This window comes from Lysobacter korlensis, assembly GCF_042434515.1.
The window spans coordinates 159,837-182,375 of record NZ_JBHLTG010000005.1; the positions used below are offsets into that span (position 1 = coordinate 159,837).

22 protein-coding genes are annotated in these 22,539 nt (G+C 69.4%); 13 read left to right on the plus strand and 9 right to left on the minus strand.

Annotated elements, in window-relative coordinates; all coding sequences use genetic code 11:
* Window positions 1–23: 23 nt before the first annotated feature.
* Window positions 24–827, minus strand: a complete 804-nt coding sequence (locus ACFFGH_RS20120; RefSeq protein ID WP_386671634.1) for a M15 family metallopeptidase — start codon at window positions 825–827, stop codon at window positions 24–26.
* A 259-nt stretch (window positions 828–1,086) separates the two neighbouring features.
* Between ACFFGH_RS20120 and ACFFGH_RS20125 the strand changes: the two genes are divergently transcribed.
* The 6 genes from ACFFGH_RS20125 to ACFFGH_RS20150 all read left to right on the plus strand — a co-directional run bounded on the left by ACFFGH_RS20125 (window position 1,087) and on the right by ACFFGH_RS20150 (window position 7,200).
* Complete coding sequence (locus tag ACFFGH_RS20125; RefSeq protein WP_386671636.1) at window positions 1,087–2,409, plus strand: ABC transporter substrate-binding protein; 1,323 nt, start codon at window positions 1,087–1,089, stop codon at window positions 2,407–2,409.
* A 93-nt stretch (window positions 2,410–2,502) separates the two neighbouring features.
* Window positions 2,503–3,552 (plus strand): carbohydrate ABC transporter permease, encoded by a 1,050-nt coding sequence (locus ACFFGH_RS20130; protein WP_386671638.1) that lies wholly within the window; start codon window positions 2,503–2,505, stop codon window positions 3,550–3,552.
* Window positions 3,549–4,439 carry a carbohydrate ABC transporter permease gene (locus ACFFGH_RS20135; RefSeq protein WP_386671640.1) on the plus strand — a complete coding sequence of 297 codons (891 nt, stop codon included), beginning with the start codon at window positions 3,549–3,551 and terminating at the stop codon, window positions 4,437–4,439. Before ACFFGH_RS20130 ends, ACFFGH_RS20135 begins: the two co-directional genes overlap by 4 nt.
* Window positions 4,439–5,839: a glycoside hydrolase family 1 protein gene (locus ACFFGH_RS20140; RefSeq protein ID WP_386671642.1), complete on the plus strand. Its 1,401-nt coding sequence runs from the start codon at window positions 4,439–4,441 to the stop codon at window positions 5,837–5,839. The genes ACFFGH_RS20135 and ACFFGH_RS20140 overlap by 1 nt, the downstream gene beginning before the upstream one ends.
* Window positions 5,840–5,879: 40 nt before the next feature.
* Window positions 5,880–6,890, plus strand: a complete 1,011-nt coding sequence (locus ACFFGH_RS20145; RefSeq protein WP_386671644.1) for a LacI family DNA-binding transcriptional regulator — start codon at window positions 5,880–5,882, stop codon at window positions 6,888–6,890.
* A 31-nt stretch (window positions 6,891–6,921) separates the two neighbouring features.
* Complete coding sequence (locus ACFFGH_RS20150; RefSeq protein WP_386671645.1) at window positions 6,922–7,200, plus strand: GNAT family N-acetyltransferase; 279 nt, start codon at window positions 6,922–6,924, stop codon at window positions 7,198–7,200.
* Between the two features lie 36 nt (window positions 7,201–7,236).
* Here the strand turns inward: ACFFGH_RS20150 and ACFFGH_RS20155 are convergent, their stop codons facing one another.
* From ACFFGH_RS20155 to ACFFGH_RS20170, 4 genes are all read right to left on the minus strand, one after another.
* Window positions 7,237–8,064: a carbohydrate ABC transporter permease gene (locus ACFFGH_RS20155; protein WP_386671647.1), complete on the minus strand. Its 828-nt coding sequence runs from the start codon at window positions 8,062–8,064 to the stop codon at window positions 7,237–7,239.
* Window positions 8,064–9,023 carry a carbohydrate ABC transporter permease gene (locus tag ACFFGH_RS20160; RefSeq protein ID WP_386671649.1) on the minus strand — a complete coding sequence of 320 codons (960 nt, stop codon included), beginning with the start codon at window positions 9,021–9,023 and terminating at the stop codon, window positions 8,064–8,066. The genes ACFFGH_RS20155 and ACFFGH_RS20160 overlap by 1 nt, the downstream gene beginning before the upstream one ends.
* Window positions 9,024–9,027: 4 nt before the next feature.
* Complete coding sequence (locus ACFFGH_RS20165) at window positions 9,028–10,314, minus strand: ABC transporter substrate-binding protein (protein WP_386671651.1); 1,287 nt, start codon at window positions 10,312–10,314, stop codon at window positions 9,028–9,030.
* Window positions 10,315–10,444: 130 nt separating this feature from the next.
* Window positions 10,445–12,568, minus strand: coding sequence for a right-handed parallel beta-helix repeat-containing protein (locus tag ACFFGH_RS20170; RefSeq protein WP_386671653.1), 2,124 nt, complete (start codon window positions 12,566–12,568; stop codon window positions 10,445–10,447).
* Between the two features lie 152 nt (window positions 12,569–12,720).
* On the opposite strand from ACFFGH_RS20170, the gene ACFFGH_RS20175 reads away from it, so the two are divergent.
* The 6 genes from ACFFGH_RS20175 to ACFFGH_RS20200 are packed head-to-tail and all read left to right on the plus strand — an operon-like array spanning window position 12,721 to window position 17,712.
* Window positions 12,721–13,878, plus strand: coding sequence for a mandelate racemase/muconate lactonizing enzyme family protein (locus ACFFGH_RS20175; RefSeq protein ID WP_386671655.1), 1,158 nt, complete (start codon window positions 12,721–12,723; stop codon window positions 13,876–13,878).
* A 34-nt stretch (window positions 13,879–13,912) separates the two neighbouring features.
* Complete coding sequence (locus ACFFGH_RS20180) at window positions 13,913–14,911, plus strand: aldo/keto reductase (protein WP_386671657.1); 999 nt, start codon at window positions 13,913–13,915, stop codon at window positions 14,909–14,911.
* The gene (locus tag ACFFGH_RS20185) at window positions 14,908–15,765 is read left to right on the plus strand and encodes an amidohydrolase family protein (protein ID WP_386671659.1); all 858 of its coding nucleotides are present in this window, start codon (window positions 14,908–14,910) and stop codon (window positions 15,763–15,765) included. Before ACFFGH_RS20180 ends, ACFFGH_RS20185 begins: the two co-directional genes overlap by 4 nt.
* Window positions 15,762–16,613 (plus strand): fumarylacetoacetate hydrolase family protein, encoded by an 852-nt coding sequence (locus ACFFGH_RS20190; RefSeq protein WP_386671661.1) that lies wholly within the window; start codon window positions 15,762–15,764, stop codon window positions 16,611–16,613. The genes ACFFGH_RS20185 and ACFFGH_RS20190 overlap by 4 nt, the downstream gene beginning before the upstream one ends.
* Complete coding sequence (locus ACFFGH_RS20195; RefSeq protein WP_386671663.1) at window positions 16,610–17,380, plus strand: SDR family NAD(P)-dependent oxidoreductase; 771 nt, start codon at window positions 16,610–16,612, stop codon at window positions 17,378–17,380. Before ACFFGH_RS20190 ends, ACFFGH_RS20195 begins: the two co-directional genes overlap by 4 nt.
* Window positions 17,377–17,712 (plus strand): L-rhamnose mutarotase, encoded by a 336-nt coding sequence (locus tag ACFFGH_RS20200; protein WP_386671665.1) that lies wholly within the window; start codon window positions 17,377–17,379, stop codon window positions 17,710–17,712. Before ACFFGH_RS20195 ends, ACFFGH_RS20200 begins: the two co-directional genes overlap by 4 nt.
* Before the next feature lie 83 nt (window positions 17,713–17,795).
* Here ACFFGH_RS20200 and ACFFGH_RS20205 read toward each other — a convergent pair whose 3' ends face one another.
* The 4 genes from ACFFGH_RS20205 to ACFFGH_RS20220 all read right to left on the minus strand — a co-directional run bounded on the left by ACFFGH_RS20205 (window position 17,796) and on the right by ACFFGH_RS20220 (window position 20,997).
* The gene (locus tag ACFFGH_RS20205) at window positions 17,796–18,554 is read right to left on the minus strand and encodes a FadR/GntR family transcriptional regulator (protein ID WP_386671667.1); all 759 of its coding nucleotides are present in this window, start codon (window positions 18,552–18,554) and stop codon (window positions 17,796–17,798) included.
* 69 nt (window positions 18,555–18,623) lie between these two features.
* Window positions 18,624–18,905 (minus strand): hypothetical protein, encoded by a 282-nt coding sequence (locus ACFFGH_RS20210; protein ID WP_386671669.1) that lies wholly within the window; start codon window positions 18,903–18,905, stop codon window positions 18,624–18,626.
* Window positions 18,906–19,002: 97 nt separating this feature from the next.
* Window positions 19,003–20,052, minus strand: coding sequence for a lipoate-protein ligase LplAB (gene lplAB, locus ACFFGH_RS20215; RefSeq protein ID WP_386671671.1), 1,050 nt, complete (start codon window positions 20,050–20,052; stop codon window positions 19,003–19,005).
* A gap of 66 nt (window positions 20,053–20,118) precedes the next feature.
* Window positions 20,119–20,997: an alpha/beta fold hydrolase gene (locus ACFFGH_RS20220; protein ID WP_386671673.1), complete on the minus strand. Its 879-nt coding sequence runs from the start codon at window positions 20,995–20,997 to the stop codon at window positions 20,119–20,121.
* 206 nt (window positions 20,998–21,203) lie between these two features.
* Here ACFFGH_RS20220 and ACFFGH_RS20225 point away from each other — a divergent pair, with 206 nt between their 5' ends.
* Entirely contained in the window at window positions 21,204–22,496 is a 1,293-nt protein-coding gene (locus tag ACFFGH_RS20225; protein ID WP_386671675.1) for an MFS transporter, read from the plus strand.
* Window positions 22,497–22,539: the final 43 nt, after the last annotated feature.

Genomic DNA, 22,539 nt, shown 5'->3' on the forward strand with positions numbered 1-22,539 from the left:
GTCACAAGACCGAGGGGCCCGAGTCAGCCCGCGTAGTCGGGGGCGGCGGGCAGGCCGAAGAACTCCTCGAGCGTCGCGGTGCCCTGCTTGCGCATCTCCGCAGCGAGCTCCTTGCCCACATAGCGGAAGTGCCAGGGCTCGTACTCGTAGCCGGTGATCGACGTCGCCCCCGCCGGGTAGCGCAGCACGAACCCGAACCGCCACGCATTCTCAGCCAGCCACTGGCCATGCGGCGTCTCACCGAAGCATTGGTCGAGTGAGCAGCTGGCGGGCACGGAGGCGATGTCGATCGCGAGGCCCGTCTGGTGCTCGCTATGTCCGGGACGGGCGCTGGTGAGATCCGCCGCCTCCTGGCCGAGCTCGTTCACCCAGCCGTTGTAGACGCGCACCTGCGTCGAGTAGCTGCGGTACGCGCTCTGCGACGCCAGCTCGAGCCCCTGGTCCGCGGCTGCGGCGAACAGCGCGGCAGCCGCATCCGACGCCTCCCGGCGCAGCTGGGAGCCGTTCACCTGCGGCACCGGCACATTCACGAGGTCGGGCGCCTGATAGTCCGCGGGATCGAGCGGTCGGAGCTTGTTGACCACCACCCAAAGGCTCGCCGGATCATCGATCGAGAGTCGCTCCTTGTCGAAGGCCGGCGTCGGAGTCGGCGTCGGAGTCGGCGTCGGCGTGGTTATCGTCGTCGGCTGGTCCACCTGCGGCCGGCTTGTGGACGGTTCCGGCGTCCCCGTCGGGGCGGCGCTGGTCGGGGAACACGCGGCAAGCGCGGCCACCAGGGCGGCGGCGGACGCGACGGTCAGGGCGCTGCGACGCCTGCCGTTCCACATCCAGCGAGCATAACCGCCCACCCGACCTGCATCCTGATCGCGTCCGTCGTCAGCACGGCGCATGCTCTCGTGCCGGCGAACCGATCGACCCGTGCTGCGGAGTCGGTCGGCGCACCCGAGCGCCGGACCCTTTCGGGCTTTGCCGGTTGACAGTCCGTCGAAGGCCACCTACTCTTCTTGCAACTGCGTGGGAGCGCTCCCACACCATCTACATGGGAGCGCTCTCACGACTTCACAATGCACACAAAGGAGTGGATCCGTGAGTTCTTCACGACGCACCACCGCAGCTGTCGCCGTGGCCGGCGCAGCGGCGTTCGCCCTCGTCATCACCGGTTGCGCCGGGAGCGGCAACGGGGGCGGTGGCACCGGCGGGGATGAGAAGGTCACCCTGACCGTGACCACCTTCGGCACGATGGGATTCGAGGAGCTGTACGAGCAGTACGAGTCCGAGAACCCCGGCATCACCATCGAGGCGAACAACGTCGACACGGGCGGCAACGCGCGCACCGACACGTTCACCAAGATCGCGGCCGGCAGCGGCCTGTCGGATGTCGTCGCGCTCGAAGAGGGCTGGCTCGGAGCCGTCATGGAGGTCTCCGACACGTTCGTCGACCTCCGTGACTACGGCATCGACGATCGCAAGGCCGACTGGCTCGACTGGAAGTACCAGCAGGGCACCGACGCCGAGGGCCGCGTCATCGGCTACGGCACCGACGTGGGGCCCGCCGGGCTCTGCTACAACGCCCCCGCGTTCGAGGCGGCCGGCCTGCCGACCGACCGCGATGAGGTCGCCGAGCTGTTCGGCGGCGACGACGCGACCTGGGACCGCTACTTCGAGCTCGGTCGCGAATACAAGGAGGCGACCGGCAACGCCTGGTATGACCACAACGGCTTCGTCTGGAACTCGATGGTCAACCAGCTCGAGGAGGGCTACTACACCGCCGACGGCGAGCTGAACGTGGAGGGCAACGCCGAGCTGCAGGAGCGTTTCGGCTGGATCGCCGACGCGTCCGCCGATGGACTCTCCGCCGCTCAGGCGGCCTGGGACTGGAACGGCGGCAAGTCCTTCACCGACCAGACGTTCGCGACCTTCGTGTGCCCGGGCTGGATGCTGGGGGTCGTCGCCGGCGGGCTGGAGTCGGGCGGCGGCGGACCGGAGACCGGCTGGGACTTCGCCGACGTCTTCCCCGGCGGTGCCGTGAACTGGGGCGGCGCGTTCCTCGCCGTCCCGACGACCTCTGAGCACCCCGAGGAGGCAGCGGCGCTCGCATCATGGCTGACCGAGGCCGAGCAGCAGATCGTCGCCTTCGAGGCGGCGGGCACCTTCCCGAGCACGCTCGAGGCTCAGGAGCAGCTGGCGGCGAACCCGAGTGCCAACCCGGTGTTCAACGACGCTCCGGTCGGCACCATCCTCGCCGGTCGCTCGGAAGGCGTCGTCGCGCAGTTCAAGGGACCGGACGACTCCGTCATCCAGGAGAACGTCTTCGGACCTGCACTGCAGAAGCTCGAACGCGGTGAGGCCGACGAGGCCGAAGCGTGGCAGGAAGCAGTCACCCTGCTGGGCGAGCTCGTCGAGCAATAGCCGCACCACCACGGACGGGGCCCCGGGCGATCGTTCCGGGGCCCTGCCTCTGGCCTCCTCTCAGCCGCTCTCGAACAGCACAGGACCCAGCTCATGACCTCCATCCTCAAAGCGCCCGACCTCGCGGCGCCCGCACCGCAGCCGGCGCCCCGCCGCACCGACCGCCCCAAGCTGACCTTCCGCCAGCGCCTCAGCTGGTTCGATGTGAAGGCGTCGCCGTACGCCTACATCTCCCCGTTCTTCCTGCTGTTCGCGCTGCTCGGGCTGTTTCCCCTCGTCTACACGCTCGTCGTGTCGCTGCACGAGTGGCACCTGCTGAAGGGGCAGGGCGAGTTCGTGGGCCTCGGCAATTTCACCGCCGTGCTGCAGGACCGCTTCTTCTGGAACTCGATCTTCAACACCCTCAGCATCTTCGTGCTGTCGACCGTGCCGCAGCTCGCGATGGCCCTGATCCTCGCGGCGATCCTCGACCACAACCTCAAGGGACGCACGTTCTGGCGGATGAGCGTGCTGCTGCCCTACGTCGTGACGCCCGTTGCGGTCGCGCTGATCTTCTCCAACATCTTCCAGGAGCAGTCTGGGCTCGCGAACAACCTGCTCGGCGTCTTCGGCATCTCACCGATCGAGTGGAAGCACGAGACCCTGGCGAGCCACGTGGCGATCGCCACCATGGTCAACTGGCGCTGGACCGGGTACAACGCGCTCATCCTGCTGGCCGCGATGCAGGCCGTCCCGCGCGACCTGCACGAGTCGGCGGCGATCGACGGCGCGAACGGCGTTCGCCGGTTCTTCTCGATCACGATCCCCAGCATCAAGCCCACCCTCGTCTTCGTGATCATCACCGCCACCATCGGCGGCCTGCAGATCTTCGCCGAGCCGCGGCTGTTCGACGTGTCAACCGCCGGTGGCGTCGGCGGATCAGAGCGCGAGTTCCAGACGACGGTGCTCTACCTCTGGGAGATGGCGTTCTTCCGGCAGAACTTCGGTGAGGCGGCCGCGATCGCCTGGCTGCTGTTCCTGCTGATCGTCAGCATCGGACTTCTCAATTTCTTTCTCTCCAGGCAGATCGCCTCGGCGGAAGGCCGCGCCCTGAAGAAGCGGACCGCCCGGAAGCTCGCCGAACGGAACGGAGTCTCGTCATGAGCCTGTCCACCACCGATGCGGGCGCGTTCCCGCTGCGCCCCGCCCGCGGGCGTCGCCGCCCCAACACCGGCGTCGGCTCCCGCCCGGGGTTCCTGGCCTATGGCCTGCTCGTCGCGACGCTCCTCGGCTTCGCGTACCCGATCTGGTGGTCGTTCGTGGTCGCGAGCGGCACGAACGCCACGCGAGCGGAGACGCTGCCGCTTCTTCCCGGCGGCAACTTCTGGGCGAACGCCGCCCAGGCGATGGATGCGATCCCGTTCTGGCTCGCCCTCGGCAACAGCCTCGTCGTCTCGAGCATCATCACCGTCTCGGTGGTGACCTTCTCCACCCTCGCCGGATACGCGTTCGCGAAGCTCCGCTTCAAGGGACGCGACGGGCTGATGATCTTCGTCATCGCGACGATGGCGATCCCGACACAGCTCGGCATCATCCCGCTGTTCATCCTGATGCGGGAGCTGGGCTGGACCGGTGAGCTCGGAGCGGTGATCGTGCCGTCGCTGGTGACGGCGTTCGGCGTGTTCTTCATGCGCCAATACCTGGTCGAGGTCATCCCGGACGAGCTGATCGAAGCGGCAAGAGTCGACGGCGCGAACCAGTTCCGCACGTTCCTCAACGTGGCGGTCCCGGCGGCACGGCCGGCCATGGCGATCCTCGGCCTGTTCACCTTCATGGCGGCGTGGACGGACTACCTGTGGCCGCTCATCGTGCTCAATCCCCAGAACCCGACCCTGCAGACAGCGCTCAGCCAGCTGCAGTCCGGGTACTACGTCAACTACTCGATCGTGCTCGCCGGCGCGGTGCTCGCCACCATCCCGCTGCTCGTGCTCTTCCTCGCGGCGGGCAAGCAGCTCATCGCGGGCATCATGCAGGGTGCGGTGAAGGGCTGATGGGGAACGGGTTCCCGCCGGGGTTCCTCTGGGGTTCGGCGACCGCCGCCGCGCAGATCGAAGGCGCCGCGCACCAGGACGGCAAGGAGGATTCGATCTGGGACGCGTTCGCGCGCATGCCGGGAGCGATCTCGCACGGCGACACCCCGGAGGTGGCAGTCGACCACTACTCCCGGATGCCGGAGGACGTCGCGCTGATGAAGCGGCTGAACCTGCAGTCCTACCGGTTCTCCACCAGCTGGGCACGGGTGCGGCCCGGCGACCGGTTCACCAACCAGCGGGGGCTCGACTTCTACTCCCGCCTCGTCGATGAGCTGCTCGAGGCCGGCATCCTGCCCTGGCTGACGCTGTACCACTGGGACCTCCCGCAAGCGCTCGAGGAGCGTGGCGGGTGGACCGACCGGGAGACGTCGTTCCGCTTCGAGGAGTACGCCGCCGTCGTCTACGAGCGCCTCGGCGACCGGGTGGACCACTGGACGACGTTCAACGAGCCGCTCTGCTCATCACTCATCGGCTACGGCGGCGGCGAGCATGCACCGGGCCGCCGTGAGCCCCGCGCGGCACTGTCGGCGCTGCACCACCAGCATCTCGCGCACGGCCTCGCGACCCGCACGCTCCGCGAACTCGGGGCGAAGCAGGTCGGCATCACGCTGAACTTGACGAACGCGATCCCGAATGATCCGGGGAGCGAGGCAGACATCGACGCGGCGCGCCGGCTCGACGCCATCTGGAACCGCGCGTTCCTCGAGCCGCTGCTCCTCGCCCGGTATCCGGCCGACTTCCTGCAGGACGTGGCGCGGCACCGGTTCGAGGAGTTCGTGCAGCCCGGTGACCTCGCCCGCATCGCCGCTCCGCTCGACTTCCTCGGCGTGAACCACTACCACGACGACAACGTCAGCGGCTCGCCGCAGCCGTCGGGCGGACCCGCCGGTGTGCGGCCGACGGGGCGGCCCACGTCCTCGCCGCTCATCGGATCCGAGCACCTCACCTTCCCGACCCGGCACCTCCCCCGCACCGCCATGGACTGGGAGGTCAACCCGGACGGTCTGCGCAGGCTCCTGGTGCGGCTCGGCGAGGAATACCCGAACCTCCCGCCGCTCTACGTCACCGAGAACGGTGCCGCGTACGAGGACGTGGTCGAGGACGGCGCGGTGCACGACGCGGAGCGGACGAGGTTCCTGCGCGCGCACATCGATGCGGTCGCCGCAGCGATCGAAGAGGGAGCCGACGTGCGCGGCTATTTCGTCTGGTCCCTGCTCGACAACTTCGAGTGGGCGTGGGGCTACAACAAGCGGTTCGGTATCGTTCGAGTGGACTACGACACCCAAGAGCGGATCATCAAGGACTCCGGCCTGACCTACGCCGGCATCATCGCCGGTGCCGTGCTGGCCGTCTCCTGAACGCACCGCCCGGGCACGCGACCCGCAACAGGAGGCCACAGTGACCGAGACGACGAGCCCGCCGACCCTGGAGATGGTGGCCGCGGTGGCCGGCGTCTCGCGGTCGACGGTGTCCCGCGTCGTCAACGAGTCGCCCAAGGTGACCCCCGAGGCGGTGGCGGCCGTCAACGCGGCCATCTCCAAGCTCGGCTATGTGCCGAACCGGGTCGCCCGCTCGCTCGCCAGCCGACGCACCTTCTCCATCGCCCTCGTCATCCCGGAGACCACCGCACGGTTCTTCGCCGACCCGTTCTTCGCATCCGTCGTGCAGGGCGCGGCGTTCCACCTGGCGAAGACGGAGTACACGCTGACGCTGCTCATCTCCTCTGAGACGGACCCCGAGAAGACCAGGCGCTACCTTCAGGGCGGGAACGTCGACGGGGCGCTCATCCTCTCTCACCACACCGACGACCGCTCGTACTCGGAACTGGCAGGGCGACTGCCCGTGGTGTTCGGCGGCCGCCCGATGAGCCAGGAGGGCGAGGACGCCTACGTCGTCGACGCCGACAACCGTGCGGCCGCGGAGCAGGCGACGCGGCACCTGATCGGGCGCGGCCGGACGCGGATCGCCCACATCGCCGGCCGGCCGAACATGGGCGCGTCCGTCGACCGGCTGGACGGGTGGCGGCGAGCGTTGAACGCCGCCGGGCTTGCATCGGACCTCGTCGAGGGCGGCGACTTCACCCCGCACGGCGGCGCGGATGCGATGCGGCGCCTGCTGGAGCGGGATCCCGGCCTCGACGCGGTCTTCGCGGCGAGCGACCAGATGGCGTCAGGTGCGCTGGCCGTTCTGAAGGAGCGCGGACTGCGCGTGCCCGCCGACGTGGCCGTGGTCGGCTTCGACAACAACGACTTCGCGCGATCATCCACGCCGCCGCTGACGACCGTCGAGCAGCCGCCGACGGCTCAGGGGGCGAAGATGGCCGAGGTGCTGGTGCGGCTCATCGAGGGCGAAGAGGTGGAGCACTTCACCTTGCTGGAGACTCGCCTGATCGTGCGGGAATCTTCCTGACTTCTCCAGGCTCGCGCCGTAGGTTGGCGCCATGCGCGTCGAACACCAACCGGACGCCGAGCGCTATGTGCTGCTCGACGGCGAGGAGATGCTCGGTCTCCTGGACTATTACGTGACCGGCAACACCATCCGCTTCACCCACAGCGAGATCGACCCGGGACGCCGCAACGCGGGCCTCGGCGGCAAGCTCGTGCAGGACACCCTCGACCAGGTGCGGGCGGAGACGAGCTATCGCGTCGACCCGGCATGCCCGTTCATGGCGGACTGGCTCGTCGAGCATCCGGAGTACCAGGAGCTCACGCAGCGCTGAACCGGCGGGCGCTCGTCGACCGACGCCCGGTTCGTACTAGCCCTTCGTTGCGCCCGCGGTGACGCCCGCCGTGATCTGGCGCTGGAAGATCAGGTAGACGATCACCAGCGGGATCACCACCAGCAGCACGCCCGCGAGGTACACCGGCACGTTGTCGGGGTACTGACCGCGCAACGCGCTGACGCCGACCATGACGGTCCGCTGGCTCGGCGACTGCATCACCAGCAGGGCGATCAGGATGTCGTTCCAGCAGAACAGCGCGTTCAGGATGCCCATGGAGAGCAGCGCCGGCCGGCCGAGCGGCAGCATGATCCGTCCGAAGACGCCCCAGATGTTGTTCCCGTCGACGCGTGCGGCCTCGGTGATCTCCTTCGGGATGCGGGCGAAGTAGCTCGTCATGAAGTAGACCGTGAACGGCAGGAACTGCGAGACGTAGGCGACGATCAGCCCCTGGTAGGTGTTCAGCATTCCGAGGTCGTTCAGCGTCTTCACGAACGGCACCATGATCACCTGGAACGGGATCATCATCGCGGCAAGGATGATGAGGAACGTCGCCTTGCTGCCCCGGAACGTGAGGTGGCTGAGGGCGTATCCGGCCATCGAGGCGAGGACCAGGATCAGCACCACGGACACCGCCGTGACGAGCGCGGAGTTGAGGAAGTAGCGCCCCATGTTCGCCTGTGTCCAGGCGTCGATGAAGTTCTGCACCTGGAAGGACTGGGTGAGCCCCATGCGGTCCAGCACGTACTCGCGGCGGGATTTCAGCGCGATGTTCAGCGAGTAGAGCATCGGGTAGATGGTCGCGATGGCCAGCAGTGCCATCGGCACCGCGATCGCCCACTTCGAGATCCGTTCGGTGCGCATCAGACGTCCCTCGTTGCGCGCCGCAGCACGCGGATCTGGATGAGCCCGATCACCAGGACGATGAGCAGCAGCATCACCGATGCCGCCGAGGCGAGGGCCGGGCGGGCCTCGCCGTTCAGCTTCCAGATGAGGTACTCGGGCAGGTAGGAGGCGGCGCCCGGACCCCCCGCGGTCATCGTGTAGAGCAGGCCGAAGAGACCGGTGAGCATGCCGATCGTGGTGGTGACGAAGACGAACTGGATGGTGCGGGACATCTCGGGGATGATGATGTGCCAGATGGTCTGCCCCAGGTTTGCGCCGTCGATCTTGGCGGCGTCGAGCAGCTCCTGATCGAGGGTCGAGAACCCCGCGAGGAAGATGACCATCGCCATGCCGAAGGTGGCCCAGATGTGGGTGGTCAGCACGCTCGGCAGTGCGGTCGCGGTCTGTCCGAGCCAGTCGACGACCGGGAGGCCGAGCGACCTTGCGAACTCGTTGAGCGGCCCGTTGGCGGCGAGGACGATGTTGAAGATCGCGCCGATGATGATCGGCGACAGCACCACGGGCAGGAAGTACACGCTGCGGTAGAAGCGGTGGCCGGGCACCTTGAGGAAGAGGAAGGTGGCGAGGATGCCGGCGACCAGCACCTCGATCGGCACGAAGAGCATGACGACGAGCACGTTCCGCATCGACGCCTGGAACCGCTCGTCACCGAAGAGGGTGAAGTAGTTGTCCAGGCCGATGAACATGCCGTTCAGTTCCTGGTCCCCGGTGAAGGAGAAGTTGATGCCGAGGCCGAGCGGGTAGATCCGAAAGAACGCGAGGAGCAGCAGCGCCGGCAGCACCAGCAGGTACGGCGCGGATCCCTCGACGGTGAGGAGGCGGTTCTTCTTCTTGCGGCGGGCCGGTGCCCCCGCTGAGCCGGCCCGCGGGGGGACGCCCTCTCGGGCGTCCCCCCGGGGCCGGGTGACGGTGGTCACAGGATCAGCCCTGTTCCGATGCCGCCAGCTGCGAGGCCGCATCGTCGACCGTGACCTCACCGATCAGCAGCTGCTGACCGAGTCGGTGCAGCAGGTCGAGCGTCTCACCGCTGAGCGCGGTGTGCAGCAGCGGCTTGGCGGTCGGCAGCACCTCCACCATCTGCTGCGCGGACTGGATGTCGGTGTCGATCTCGATGCTGGTGTCGGAGACGATCTGGCCACCGGCGACCGAGTAGTCGGCGAGCGCCTGGGTGTCGACGGTGCTTCGGATCCAGTCGACGCCGAGCTCCTTCTTCTCCTCGTTGATCACGGCGTAGCCGATGCCGCCCTCGATGGGGAGCGCCAGCTCGGTGCCCTCGTTGACGGTGACCGGCATCATGAACCTCAGGTCGTCGCCCAGGAACTCGTCGAACTGCTTCCAGTGCGCGGTGCCGGAGGTGAGGCCGATGACCATCGCGGCTTTGCCGCCCGAGAACAGGTCGAACGAGTCGTTGAACATGGCGGTCGAGTTCGCGCCCTCGTTGTACCAGCCGTCTTCGCTCGTCTGCGCCCACAGCTCGAGCGCCTGCTTGGTGTGCTCACTTTCCCAGTCGCGCTCACCGTCGATCCAGGCGTCGTACTCCTCGGGCGTGAAGATGCCCGAGCCGAAGCCGGAGATGAAGAACTCGATGCCGAGCCCTTCCTTGTTGCCGAGTGCGAAGCAGGAGACGTCGGTCTCTGACTTGATCGCCTCGCAGGCTGCGTCGAGCTCGTCCCACGTGGTCGGCGGCGCCTCGGGATCGAGCCCCGCCTCTTCGAAGATCGCGGCGTTGTAGTAGATGGGGAAGCCCTGGAGGAATGTCGGCGCGGAGTAGGTCTCGCCGTCCGCCTCGAACGCCGGCCAGCCGGCCAGCTGGTCCTGCAGGTCGGCGAGCTCCTCGGTGACCGGCACCAGCGAGTCGACGCGGCTCTTCAGCTGCGTGCCGCCGTTGAACAGCGCGACGTCGGGGCCGGAGCCGGACTCCATCGCGCTGCCGAGCAGCGTGTAGTACTGGTCGAACGGCTGCGAGACGATCTCGACCTCGACGTCCGGGTGCAGTTCGTTGAAGGCGGCGAGCACCTGGTCCTGGTAGGCCTGCGCGGGAGCATCCGCGGAGCCCCAGTTCCAGACCGTGAGGGTGCCGGACTCGGAACCGCCGCCACCTCCTCCTCCGGTCGCGCCGCCGGAGGGTGTCGTGCTCGCGCCACCGCATCCGGTGAGCGCGAGTGCGGCGGCTGTGACGACCGCTGCGGACCCAATCAATCGCTTCATTGCGAGTGCCTCTCGTTCTTCGTTGAGCGTTTCGGTCGAAGCGCCCCGGCTTGGTGCGCGGCGGCGGGGCGAAAACCGCCTCACCGATACTCGCAACCTAGTTCTTCATACGTATGATGTCAAATGTTTATCAGGCGATTGCGATGTCCGGCAGCGTCGGGCGCCGAAGCGGATGCGTCCGCTGATCGGATGGCCTCTGGCCCGCGCCGGAGACGTCCGGCACGTCGATGCCCAACTGGTCGGCCGGACCGCCCGGCAGCACGCGGAAGTCGCGGCCATCGAGGTCGGTGAAGCCCGGATCCGCCACCAGGGAGCGCAGGTCCCGTCCGGCGTCGCGCCACACCTCATCCATCGCCTCGCGCAGCTCCCACCGCATCCCCTCGGCGTAGCCACCGTTGGCCGCGAACAGCGCCCCCGGGACCGGCCGAGGGTCCCAGAACAGGTTCAGCTCACTGTCCACGACCAGGTTGCGGATGTCGCGGTGATCCTGTCTTCCGGCGAACGCCGGAGTGCCGTTCCCGACGACGATGTTCCGCTGAAACGAGAACGCCCGGTGCGCCTCCGGCTTCGTCACGGCCACCTGGCTCTCACCGCCGAAGGCGAAGATGTTGTTCCGCACGACGTTCTCGCGGCCGTAGTTGACGTGGAACGCCTGATGGCTGCAGTCGTAGACGACGTTGTCCTCCACGATCACGTGCGACGATCCCTGGTCGAGGTAGATCCCCCAGCCGCCGTAGTTGCGGCACCGCACGTCGTGGATGTGGTTCCCGCGCACGATGGTGCCGGGCGCGATGCCGAGGAGGTAGATCGCGCCGGTGTCGTTCAGCCTGCCCTGCCCCAGCCGGTGCAGGTGATTGCCGACGATGAGATTGCCGCTCGACGGGCTCGGCACGTAGTCCCACACCCAGCCGACCGAGATACCCGAGTAGAAGAAGTCGGAGATGTCGTTGTGCGCGATCACGTTGTCGGCGCCGTGCTGGAACAGCACCGCGACGGCGTTCGGGTAGACCCTGCCGCCCGTGACCATCACGTTGTCACTCACCTCGTTGGCACGGCAGAAGGACGGCGACCCGGGGTCGGCCGACCCGCCCGCCCGCACCGCGCCGGCGCCGAGGTCGCGCAGGAGCATGCCGCTGACCAGGTTGCCCCGGCTTCCGGCGGCGAGCTGGATGGCGTAGCCGTCGACACGCTCGATGCCGCCGCCCACGAGCACACAGTCCCTCGCCCCTTCGAGAAGGATTGCGCCGGATGCCTCGGTGGCGCCCTGCACGGCGGCCGCGAAGTCGACGTCGGTGGCAAGCAGATCGTCCTCCCGGACCCCGAACGGCGCCCGCGCAGCCGGCATCTCGGCGAAGCCGGCGCACCGGAAGACGATTCCCTCGATGCGGACGTCGCGCACCGGCCGGCCGGCGGACGGATCCCCGACCACCCGGAGGAACTGTTCGATCGCCGGCACGCGAATCGTGGTGGCCTCGAGCGTCTCGGTCGGGAGGGGCGCGTAGAGCAGCGTGGGCTCGGGGCGTCCGGAGACGGCGCCCGTGCGGTCGAGGTACCACTCGCCGGGCTCCTCACCGAATGCCTCTCCGACGTTGTCGAGCCAGTACCGGGCGAACTGCCTCGTCGCGTCGTCGCGCAGGGCGAAGATGCTGTGCCGGCTGCTCACCACCTCGCGGCGCGTGTCGTCGATCGAGGCGATCGGCATCCGCTCCTGCACCCAGAAATGCGGAACGACGACCTCCACCTCGGTCGGATCCGCGAGCGGCGGCAGGTCCCCCTCGGCGTACCGGAACCGGTCCGCAGCGTCGAAGAGGGTGCCGTCGAAGTCGCCGCGGACGTCGAGGCCGACCTGCTCCTCGATCCGCAGCTCGCGACCACGCGGGAATCGGGGGCGCGATCGGCGCTTCCCGTTCACGTAGAGGCTCACGAACCGCCGGTCCGGCGCGGGCGCCGCCCACACCCGTCGACCGCGGACTTCCGTCTCGGCCCATCCCGAGAGCTCGGCGGAACCGTCGAACACGACGCCGTCGCCAGTGGCGGCGATGGTGGTGTGCGAGTCGTCGGGGCCGAGCTCCAGCGTCTCCCGGATCCGGTGATCGCCGGGCATCACCCAGATCACGGCCTGCTGGCCGGGCTCGCGGCGCCGGCGGACCAGCCGCATGGCCTGGGCGAGCTCCCGCACCGGGTAGCCCGCGGACCCGATCCCGTGGTGCGAGCCGTGCGGGCCGAGATAGACCTCGAGGCGGTCGGTCGGCATACGGAACCCCTTTGGTCGAGTCGACGCTGCCGGCGCGCACGGCGAACCGGTCGCGCCGAATCGATCATAGCGCGCTAAGACGTGTGATGTATGCTCTTTCACGCGGACCCCGCCGGTCCGTGCTCTCCACCGGCAGAGGAATCAAGGACGATATGAAGATCACCGGCTACCGCTGCCTCCGAACGTTCCATGACTGGAGACGGCCGGTCGGAGACGTCAACGGCGTCATCGCCTCCGGGCTGACGGATGTCCCACTCGTGCTGCTGGAGACCGACGAAGGCGTGACAGGAATCGGCATGGGCTCCCACGCCGACGTCGACCGGCTGTTCCCGGCGATCGAGGGCGAAGACCCCCGCGCCGCTCCCGCGCTCTATGACCGGATGCTCGCGGCCGTGTTCAAGACCGGCCACGGCGGCGCGACCTTCGGGGGCCTGGGCACCCTCGACTCCGCGATCTGGGACCTCAAGGCGAAGCTCGCCGGCGAACCGCTCTGGCGCCTGCTCGGGGCACGGGACCGCTTCGTGCCCGGCTACGCTTCGGGGCTCGACATCGCCCTCGACGACACCGAGCTCTCGGGCTTCTACACCTCGATGGCCGAGCACGGGTTCACCAGCGGCAAGCTGAAGGGCGGCCGCGACGTGGACGCCGACGCAGCCCGGCTCGACATCCTCGCCGACGCGCTGCGCCGGAACACCGCCAAGCCCGCACTCATGATCGACGCCAACGAGTCGTGGAACCTGAAGCAGGCCATCCGCTACGTCACCGCGATGGAGCAGCGGGTGGATCTGACCTGGGTCGAAGAGCCGCTGCGCCGCTGGGACGCCGCCGGCCACGCCCGGCTCAGCCGATCCGTGAAGGCGGCAGTCGCGACCGGAGAGAACCTCACCGGTCTGGAGCAGTACGCGCCGCTCTTCGAGCACGGTGCCGTCGACATCGTGCAGGCGGGCGCGGTCTGGGGCGTCACCCACTTCCTCCGGGTGGCTGCTGCGGCGCACTCGCGGAATCTGCCGATCAGCCCGGTCGGGCTCAGCGCCAACGCAGCGGTAGCACACGCGGCGTCGTCCGTGCCGAACCACCTGACCGCCGAGGTGCAGGACCTCGGGACTCCGTTCGGCGTCACGCTCGACCAGCACTGCGCGGACGGCGGCATCGTGCTCGGCGACGGCCCCGGCGCCGGCATCGAGGTCGACGAGGACGTGATCACCGCGGGCAACAACGACGGGTCGTGGGCGGTCCCGGCGGGTCCGCACGTGCGGCCGCAGCGGGCGGGGCTGAGCCTCGTCTCCGAGGCTCACGAGTTCCCGAAGTGACCCCGCAGCGTTGACGAGCTCACCGGTCCGTACGATGAATCCTGCACGAGCGCTCGACGAGGAAGGACGACGCATCCGCACGCGATCCACTCCGCGAGGTCTTCCGCTCACCGAGGTCGGCTTCGGCGCGGCCCAGCTGGGCAATCTCAACCGGGAGACCACCGACGAGGCGTCCACCGCGGCCGTCGACGCGGCCTGGGATGCCGGCGTGCGGTACTTCGACACGGCGCCGCACTATGGCATCGGTCTGTCGGAGCGGCGGCTGGGCGCAGCCCTGGCCGGCCGGCCGCGGGACGATTTCGTGCTCTCCACGAAGATGGGGCGGGCGCTCGTCCCGACGCCGGATCGGGCTGCCGCCGGGGAGCTGGATGACCACGATTTCGTCACACCGGCGACCCATCGTCGCGAGTGGGACTTCAGTCGGGACGGCATCCGGCGCTCGCTCGAGCAGAGTCTGGACCGGCTGGGGCTCGACCGGGTCGACATCGCCTACCTGCACGACCCCGACGACCACTGGGAGGCGGCGTCGACGACCGGCATCGCCGCGCTCGTCGAACTGCGCGACGAGGGCGTCGTGCGGGCGATCGGGGCGGGCATGAACCAGTCCGCGATGCTCACGGAGTTCGTGCGCCGGTGTGACGTCGACATCGTGATGGTCGCGGGGCGCTACACGCTGCTCGACCGCAGCGCGGCGGACGACCTCCTGCCGATGGCCGAGGCGCGGGGTGTGGCGGTGGTCGCGGCGGCCGTCTACAACTCCGGACTCCTGAGCCGCGCGGAGGTGACCTCGGACGCCCGGTACGACTACGACACCGCGCCTCCCGAGGTGATCCAGCGCGCTCGCGCCATGGCCGCCGTATGCGCCGAGTACGGCGCGACCCTTCCGGACGCCGCTGTGCAGTTCCCCTTGCGGCACCCCGCGGTCACCTCGGTCGTGGTCGGCACCCGCACACGCGAGCAGGTGGCGTCGAGCGTCGCCCGGTACAGCGCGCCGATCCCCGAGGAACTGTGGGCGAGCCTGGAGGGCGCGTGATCCTCGACGCCCATGTGCACGTGTGGGACCCGGCCCGCGCCGACTACCCGTGGCTCGGGAACGGCACGGGAGGCCTGAACCGCGCGATCGGTCTGGACGAGCTCACGCCGACGCTCTCCCGGCTCGGCATCGGCGGCGTCGTGCTGGTGCAGGCCTCCGACAACACCGAGGACACGGACCTGATGCTCGAGACGGCGCGGCGGCATCGGGAGGTCGTCGGCGTCGTCGCCTGGGCTCCCCTGGACCGGCCGGACCAGCTCCCCGAGCGTCTCGCGTCGCTGACCGGGTCGCTGCACGTTGTCGGCATCCGCAACCTCATCCACGAGCGTGAGCCGGAATGGCTGCTCCGGCCGGAAGGCGATCGGAGCCTCGCCGAACTCGCCCGCTGGGAAATCCCGCTCGACTTCGTGACCGCCGGTCCCGCGGCGCTCGCGGAACTCCCCGTCCTGCGCAGGCGGCATCCGGACCTGAACGTCGTCATCGACCATCTCGGCAAGCCCCCGATCGGCGGCGCCGCAGAGGAGCGGTCCCAGTGGCGCCGGCTGCTGGCCGAAGCCGCGGCCGACCCGCGCACCCACGCGAAGCTGTCCGGGCTGTACTCCAGCACCGGGGATCTCGGCGCCTGGACCACCGAACAGCTGCGCCCCTTCGTCGACGACGCCCTCGAGCTGTTCGGCGCCGAGCGCCTGATGTACGGCGGCGACTGGCCGGTCAGCGACCTCGCCGGCGGCTACGACCGGTCGTGGGCCGCGATGACCGAATTGCTCGCACCTCTCAGCGCTCATGAGCGGGACGCCATCCTCGGGGGCACCGCCGAACGCTTCTACGCACTCGACACACTAGGAGACGAATGAACATCGCACGCCTCGGGCCCGCCGGCTCGGAGATCCCGGTCCTGCAACGCGACGGGGTCAGCTACGACCTGTCGTCCCTCACATCGGACGTCGACGGCGCGTTCCTCGGCTCCGGCGGCGTCGACCGCGCGCGGGCGGCCCTCGAGGCGGGCGAGCTGCCGGAGCTGGCCGACGCTTCGGAACTGCGCGTCGGCGCCCCGATCGCCCGGCCGGGGAAGGTGGTCTGCATCGGCCTGAACTACCGCGACCACGCCGCGGAGTCCGGTGCGGCGGTTCCCGAGGAGCCGGTCGTGTTCATGAAGGACCCGTCCACGGTGGTGGGCGCCTTCGACGACGTGCTCATCCCGCGCGCCTCGACGAAGACAGATTGGGAGGTCGAGCTCGCCGTCGTGATCGGCTCGACCGCGCGATACCTCTCGTCCCCCGACGATGCGCTCGGGTGCGTCGCGGGGTACGCGGTCTCGAATGACGTCTCCGAGCGGGAATTCCAGCTCGAGCGGGGCGGGCAGTGGGACAAGGGCAAGAGCTGCGAGACGTTCAACCCGCTCGGTCCCGTGCTGGTGACGGCAGATGAGATCGCCGACCCGCAGGCGCTCGGTCTGCGGCTGTCGGTCAACGGGGTGCAGCGGCAGGACGGCAGCACGGCGAACATGATCTTCCCCGTCGCGCACATCGTGTGGTACCTCAGCCAGTTCATGGTCCTGCACCCGGGGGATCTGGTGAACACGGGCACGCCCGCAGGTGTCGCGCTGGGCATCGCCGGCACCCCGTACCTGCGGGACGGCGACGTGGTCGAGCTCGAGATCGACGGACTGGGCGCGGCACGGCAGCGGATGGTGCAGGCGTGAGCGCGGCGTCGGGCATCGGCAGGGACTTCGAGGGGCTCGTCGCCATCGTCACCGGCGGCGGCTCGGGCATCGGTGAGGCGACCGCGCGAGCGCTGACCGAACGCGGCGCCCGCGTCGCCGTCTTCGACCTCAACGTCGACGGCGTTCCGGAGGCAATCGCCGGTCATCCGGTCGACGTGCGAGACCGAGCCGGCGTCGTCGCCGCGGTGGAGACCGTGGCGGCGGACCTCGGCGGCGTCGACATCGTGGTCAACAGCGCCGGGATCGGCGCCATCGGCACGGTCGAGGCGAACGACGACGACGAGTGGGCGCGCCTGTTCGACATCAATGTGACCGGCACCGCCCGGGTGGCGGCCGCCGCCCTGCCGCATCTGCGGCGCTCTCGGGCCGCGTCGATCGTCAACGTGTCATCCGTCGCGGCCAGCAACGGCATCCCGGACCGAGCGCTGTACAGCGCGACGAAGGGCGCCGTGCAGGCGCTGACCTTCGCGATGGCAGTCGACCACGTGCGAGAGGGCATCCGGGTGAACTGCGTGCGGCCGGGCACCGCCGCGACGCCGTGGGTGGAACGGATGCTGCAGAAGGCCGCCGACCCGGTCGCGGAGCGCGCGGCGCTCGACGCCCGCCAGGCGATCGGACGCCTCGTGACGGCCGAGGAGGTGGCCGGCGCCATCCTGTACCTCGCGTCCCCCCTCTCCGGCTCGACCACGGGCACGGCCCTCGACGTCGACGGCGGACTGACCACCCTTCGGCTGCGCCCCCAGTGAGTGCGGCCGTGCGGCGCTTCGGGATGGCGGCGCGACTGCGTCCCGAGCTGCGGGAGCGCTACCTCGAGCTGCACCGGAACGTGTGGCCGGAGGTGGAGGCGACGATCACGGCGTGCGGCATCCGGAACTTCACGATCTTCGTGACGGGCGACGTGCTGTTCGGGTATTACGAGTACGTCGGCGAGGACTACGAGGCCGACCAGGCGCGGATGGCCGCCGACGAGGCGACGCAGCGCTGGTGGGCGGAGACGGGCCCGTGCCAGCTGCCGTTCACCGAAGGGTCGGACGCGCCGAACTGGGAGCCACTCGAAGAGGCGTGGCACCTCGACTGACCCGAATCCGGCCCGGTTCGGCGGAATGGGCCGCCGCGGCCGCCCGCGCACGCCGATTCCGGCCGTTCTCGCGGGAGACCGGATCAGCCGCGCTTGGCGTTGGGCAGCCGCCTGCGCTGCCAGGCATCCATGATGTGCTGCCGCATGGCGGCCTCCGCGGCGGGCGCATCCCCCGCGGCGATCGCATCGAGCACCCGCTGGTGCTCGTCGAGCGTGGCGTGGAACGCCGCCTCATCCGCAGCGCCCACGAACCGGTTGCTCTCGCGGGCGCGCTGGAAGAGCACCTTCGTGATGTTCTCGGCGAGGCGGTTGCCGGACATCGCCATCACGAGGAAGTGGAAGTCGACGTCGGCCTGACCGTACGCCTCCCCGTCCGCGATCGTCTCGGCCATGTGGTCGAGCGCGGCGCTCAGCCGCCGCAGCTCGTCCTCGCTGCGGCGCTCGGCTGCATCGGCCGACATCGAGCCCTCGAGGGCGCTGCGCACCACGGCGAGCTCGTCGAGCACGCCGAGGGAGTCGTCGTTCTCCACCAGCGCGGTCAGGACCACGGGGTCCAGCATGTTCCACGACTCCGCCGGCTGCACCTGCGTGCCGCGCCCCTGGATGACGGTGACGAGTCCCTTCTCCTCGATGCGCTTGACGGACTCCCGCACGACCGTGCGGCTCACCCCGAAGTGCGCGCTGAGTGTGCCTTCCGGGGGCAGGGAGTCCCCCGGGGCGACCTCACCGGTGACGATGGCGCTCACCAGGTCATGGACCACGGCGACCCCGAGACGGGCGGCGGGGGTACGGGCGTCGGACGCGCCGAGGAACGAGCGCGCCCCAGCGGATGCCTGGGTCATTCGGTCAGTGTACGACCGAACGCCGATTGGTGCGACGTATTACCGATCTTCGGACAACGGGGCGCGCGGTCAGCTGTCGCGGGGCAGCTCGATGCGCACGTTCCCCTGGTACACGCCCTTGTCGCCGTCCCCCGGCACCGGAGCCGGTGCAGGCAGAACGGTCTGACGGTCGAGCTCGATGGCGGCCTCGTAGCGCGATGGGTTGAACACCTCGTCGCCGATCACCATGGGGCTCGCGCCGCCGCCGGAGGACTTGTTCTTGTCCGAGAGGTCGATCCACCCCTTTCGCTGCGCCACCGCGGCGAGCGCGATCAGGGCCACCGCGAGCGCAGCGAAGATCAACCAGTCCACCCGCTCAGCCTACGCTGGCCCGGCGACACAGAACGCCGCCGGGCGCGTCCCTCAGGTTGACGTTGAGCCCGTGCCCAGGCGGTCGCGCGATCGGCGGTCAGGGAACCCGTCGCAGCCACTCGTCGCTCGCGAACTTCTCGTCCGCCAGCTGTCGCGCCCGCGCCAGCTCGTCCGCGGTCAGTTCGCCCGGCACCGCACCGTACAACCCGGTGAAGGTTTCGACCATCCGCTCGAGAATCTCCCGCCGCGGCAGTCCCGTCTGGCTGCGAAGCGGGTCGACGCGCTTCGCCGCGCTGGTCGTCCCCTTGTCGCTGAGCTTCTCGCGGCCGATGCGGAGCACTTCCGTCATCCGCTCGCCATCCATGTCGTAGCTCATGGTGACGTGGTGCAGCACCGCGCCGCTGCCGAGCCGCTTCTGCGCGGCGCCGCCGATCTTCCCCTTGGGACTCGAGATGTCGTTGAGCGGCTGGTAGAACGCCTCCACACCGAGCGAGTTGAGGGCGACGATCACCCACTCGTCGAGGAACGCGTAGGAGTCGGCGAAGCTCATGCCCTGCACCAGCTCGATCGGCGCGTGGAGCGAGTAGGTGATGACGGCGCCGGCGTCCATGAACATGGCGCCGCCTCCGCTCACCCGGCGCACCACCTCGAAGCCGTACTTGGCGGCGTTGTCGAGGTCCACCTCGTTCTGCAGCGACTGGAAGCTGCCGATCACGACGGCGGGGCTGTTCCACTCCCAGATGCGCAGGGTCGGTGGTCGTCGCCCGGCGCCGACCTCCTCGGTGAGCACCTGGTCGAGGGCGAGCTGCATTCGCGGGGGATACGCCTCACCCCAGACGAGCTGCCATTCGTAGTCGCGGAAGCTGGTCGCGCTGGCGAGCGCCCGGCGGATCGCGACGGCGACCGCCTCCGGTGTGAACCCCAGCAGCACGGCACCCTCCGGCAGCGCCCTCGACACCGCGGTCGCGAGCGTCTTCGCGTCGCTGTCGGCCGGCAGGCCGTTCACGGCGGCGTCGATCAGCTCCAGCGCGGAGTCGGGCTCGAGGAAGAAGTCGCCCGCAAGGCGGAACCCCGCGATGCGCCCGGCGGCAACCTCGAGGTCGACCACGACGAGCTTTCCGCCGGGGACCTTGTACTCACCGTGCATGCGCCCTCCCCGGCCAGGCTACCAACCCACGGCGGCGCCGTCGGCGCTCCCGGACCAGGGGTCCGCTCACCCGGCAGTGCTCTTGCCGAAGCGGGCGTCCAGCCACTCGATCAGGTCGGTGAAGACCTCGTCGCGGTTGGTCTCGTTGAAGATCTCGTGGCGCGCATCCGGGTAGATGATCGCCGTCACGTCGCTCGCGCGAGCGCGCTTCAGGTAGCTCGCGGCAAGCTTCCGGATGCTGGCCTCGCCGCCCAGCGGATCGTCACTGCCGATCGCGATGAGAATGGGCAGGTCCTTGGTGAGCCGATTCGGCATTCCGACGAGGCGGAGCGCCTCCTTGAACCCGAACAGCTTGCGGGCGTTCGCGTCGAAGCAGAGCGGGTCCTCCTGGAACCGGCGGGCGACCTCCGGATCGCGGCTCAGCCATTCGAAGCCGGTGGTGCCGAGGTGGGCGTGCCGCTTGTTGAGCGCTCCGCCGTTCATGTAGCCGGGCAGGCGGTACGCGGTGCCCGTGAGGACCAGCCCGTCGTAGTCATGCGCGTGCTTGTTCACCAGGATCTGCGCGAGCAGGGAACCCCAGCTGTGCCCGAGCAGCACGATCGGCACGCCCGGGTGCTCGGCGCGCAGGATGCCGGTGAGCTGGTGAATGGCGCGGAGCGTGGCGTGCTGCCCGCCGGGTCCCAGCTTGCCGAGCTTCGTGGTGTCGCTCTCCCACTGGCCGAGGCCGGTCTGTCCGTGGCCGCGATGGTCATCGGCATAGACGCTGTAGCCGGCGTTCACCAGCTCCTGCGCGAGCTGCTCGTAGCGTCCGGCGTATTCGCCCAGCCCGTGCAGCAGCTGCACGACCGCCTTCGGCCGGCCATGGATCCAGGCGTAGTAGGAGACCTCCACACCATCGGCGTCGACGAACGTGAAGTCCCGCCGCTCTGCCGTGAATCGAACCATCCTGCCTCCTTCGCCCGCTCAGTGTACGCCGGACTTCTCCAGGTGATTAGCGGGGCTAACTTGTTACGCTGGAAGCCCGTGCCGGACTGTCGCCTCCACCAATCCACTCCGCGCGTTCACCCCGCCCTCCCCGCGGTGACCGCACGGCCTCCTGAGCGCGATGACGCCGCCCGCCTCGTCACCCGGGGCCGGCGACCGTGAGCACCATGTTCCACTCCCTGCGGTCGTTCAACTACCGGCTGTGGTTCGCCGGCGCGCTCGTGTCGAACATCGGCACCTGGATGCAGCGAACGGCCCAGGACTGGATCGTGCTGACCGAGCTCACCGACCACGACGCCGTGGCCGTCGGCATCACGATGGCGCTCCAGTTCGTGCCGCAGCTGCTGCTGCTGCCGTGGACCGGCGTCATCGCCGACACGTTCAACCGGCGCAAGCTGATGCTCGCCACCCAGCTCTCGTCCGCGGTGCTCTGCCTGGTGCTGGCGCTGCTGGTGCTGACCGGCACCGTGGAGCTGTGGCACGTCTACGTGCTGGCGACGCTGCTCGGGGTCTCGGCGGCCCTCGACGCCCCCGCGCGGCAGACCTTCGTGGCGGAGCTGGTGAGCGACTCGAAGCTGCCGAACGCGGTGGCGCTCAACTCAGCGTCGTTCCACGGCGCTCGCCTCGCCGGCCCGGCCGTCGCCGGCCTCCTGATCGCATTCGTGGGCGCGGGCTGGGTGTTCGCGATCAACGGGCTGACCTACGGCGCCGTGATCGCGGCGATCCTGTTCATGCGGGTCGTCGAGCTCAGGGCCGCGCCGCGCGCGAAGCGTGCGAAGGGGCAGCTTCGTGCCGGATTCCGCTACGTGCGCTCCCGATCGGACATCGTCGTGGTGCTCGTGATGATCTTCCTGATGGGCACCTTCGGGTTCAACTTCGCGATCTTCATCGCCACCATGTCGACCGTCGAGTTCGGCCGGGGCGCCGCCGAGTACGGCATCCTCTCGTCGGTGATGGCGGTCGGCTCGCTCGCCGGCGCCCTGCTCGCTGCCCGCCGCGAGCGTCCCCGGATGCGGATCCTCGTCGCCGCGGCCGCCGGATTCGGGTTCGCCTGCACCGCCGCGGCGTTCGCACCGAGCTTCGAGCTGTTCGGGCTGGCGCTGACCCTCGTCGGGGTCACCTCCATCACCCTCATGACGAGCGCCAACGCGTATGTCCAGACGACCACGCCGGCGATGCTCCGCGGCCGCGTGATGGCGCTCTACATGGCCATCTTCACCGGCGGCACGCCGATCGGCGCGCCGCTGGTCGGCGCGGTCTCGAACGGGCTCGGGCCGCGCTGGGCGATCGGTGTGGCGGCCGCCGCCGGGATCGTCGCCGCCGCGGTCGCCGTCGTCTGGGTCGTGCGGTACCGCGGTGTGCGGGTCGCGTACGACCGGTCCGCGCGACTGCGGCTGCGGCTGCGCTACCAGCCGCCGCCGAGGGATCCGAGCGGGGAGCCGGCTGCTCCTCCCGCGTGAGAGCATGCGACCCCGGTCGCTGGGCGTTTCGAAGCGGCGGTCC

Coding starts and splice junctions, on each gene's coding strand:
- ACFFGH_RS20120 (WP_386671634.1), bottom strand. CDS start 827: ATGTGGAACGGCAGGCGTCGCAGCGCCCTGACCGTCGCGTCCGCCGCC.
- ACFFGH_RS20130 (WP_386671638.1), top strand. CDS start 2,503: ATGACCTCCATCCTCAAAGCGCCCGACCTCGCGGCGCCCGCACCGCAG.
- ACFFGH_RS20135 (WP_386671640.1), top strand. CDS start 3,549: ATGAGCCTGTCCACCACCGATGCGGGCGCGTTCCCGCTGCGCCCCGCC.
- ACFFGH_RS20140 (WP_386671642.1), top strand. CDS start 4,439: ATGGGGAACGGGTTCCCGCCGGGGTTCCTCTGGGGTTCGGCGACCGCC.
- ACFFGH_RS20150 (WP_386671645.1), top strand. CDS start 6,922: ATGCGCGTCGAACACCAACCGGACGCCGAGCGCTATGTGCTGCTCGAC.
- ACFFGH_RS20155 (WP_386671647.1), bottom strand. CDS start 8,064: ATGCGCACCGAACGGATCTCGAAGTGGGCGATCGCGGTGCCGATGGCA.
- ACFFGH_RS20165 (WP_386671651.1), bottom strand. CDS start 10,314: ATGAAGCGATTGATTGGGTCCGCAGCGGTCGTCACAGCCGCCGCACTC.
- ACFFGH_RS20170 (WP_386671653.1), bottom strand. CDS start 12,568: ATGCCGACCGACCGCCTCGAGGTCTATCTCGGCCCGCACGGCTCGCAC.
- ACFFGH_RS20175 (WP_386671655.1), top strand. CDS start 12,721: ATGAAGATCACCGGCTACCGCTGCCTCCGAACGTTCCATGACTGGAGA.
- ACFFGH_RS20180 (WP_386671657.1), top strand. CDS start 13,913: ATGAATCCTGCACGAGCGCTCGACGAGGAAGGACGACGCATCCGCACG.
- ACFFGH_RS20190 (WP_386671661.1), top strand. CDS start 15,762: ATGAACATCGCACGCCTCGGGCCCGCCGGCTCGGAGATCCCGGTCCTG.
- ACFFGH_RS20205 (WP_386671667.1), bottom strand. CDS start 18,554: ATGACCCAGGCATCCGCTGGGGCGCGCTCGTTCCTCGGCGCGTCCGAC.
- lplAB (WP_386671671.1), bottom strand. CDS start 20,052: ATGCACGGTGAGTACAAGGTCCCCGGCGGAAAGCTCGTCGTGGTCGAC.
- ACFFGH_RS20220 (WP_386671673.1), bottom strand. CDS start 20,997: ATGGTTCGATTCACGGCAGAGCGGCGGGACTTCACGTTCGTCGACGCC.
- ACFFGH_RS20225 (WP_386671675.1), top strand. CDS start 21,204: ATGTTCCACTCCCTGCGGTCGTTCAACTACCGGCTGTGGTTCGCCGGC.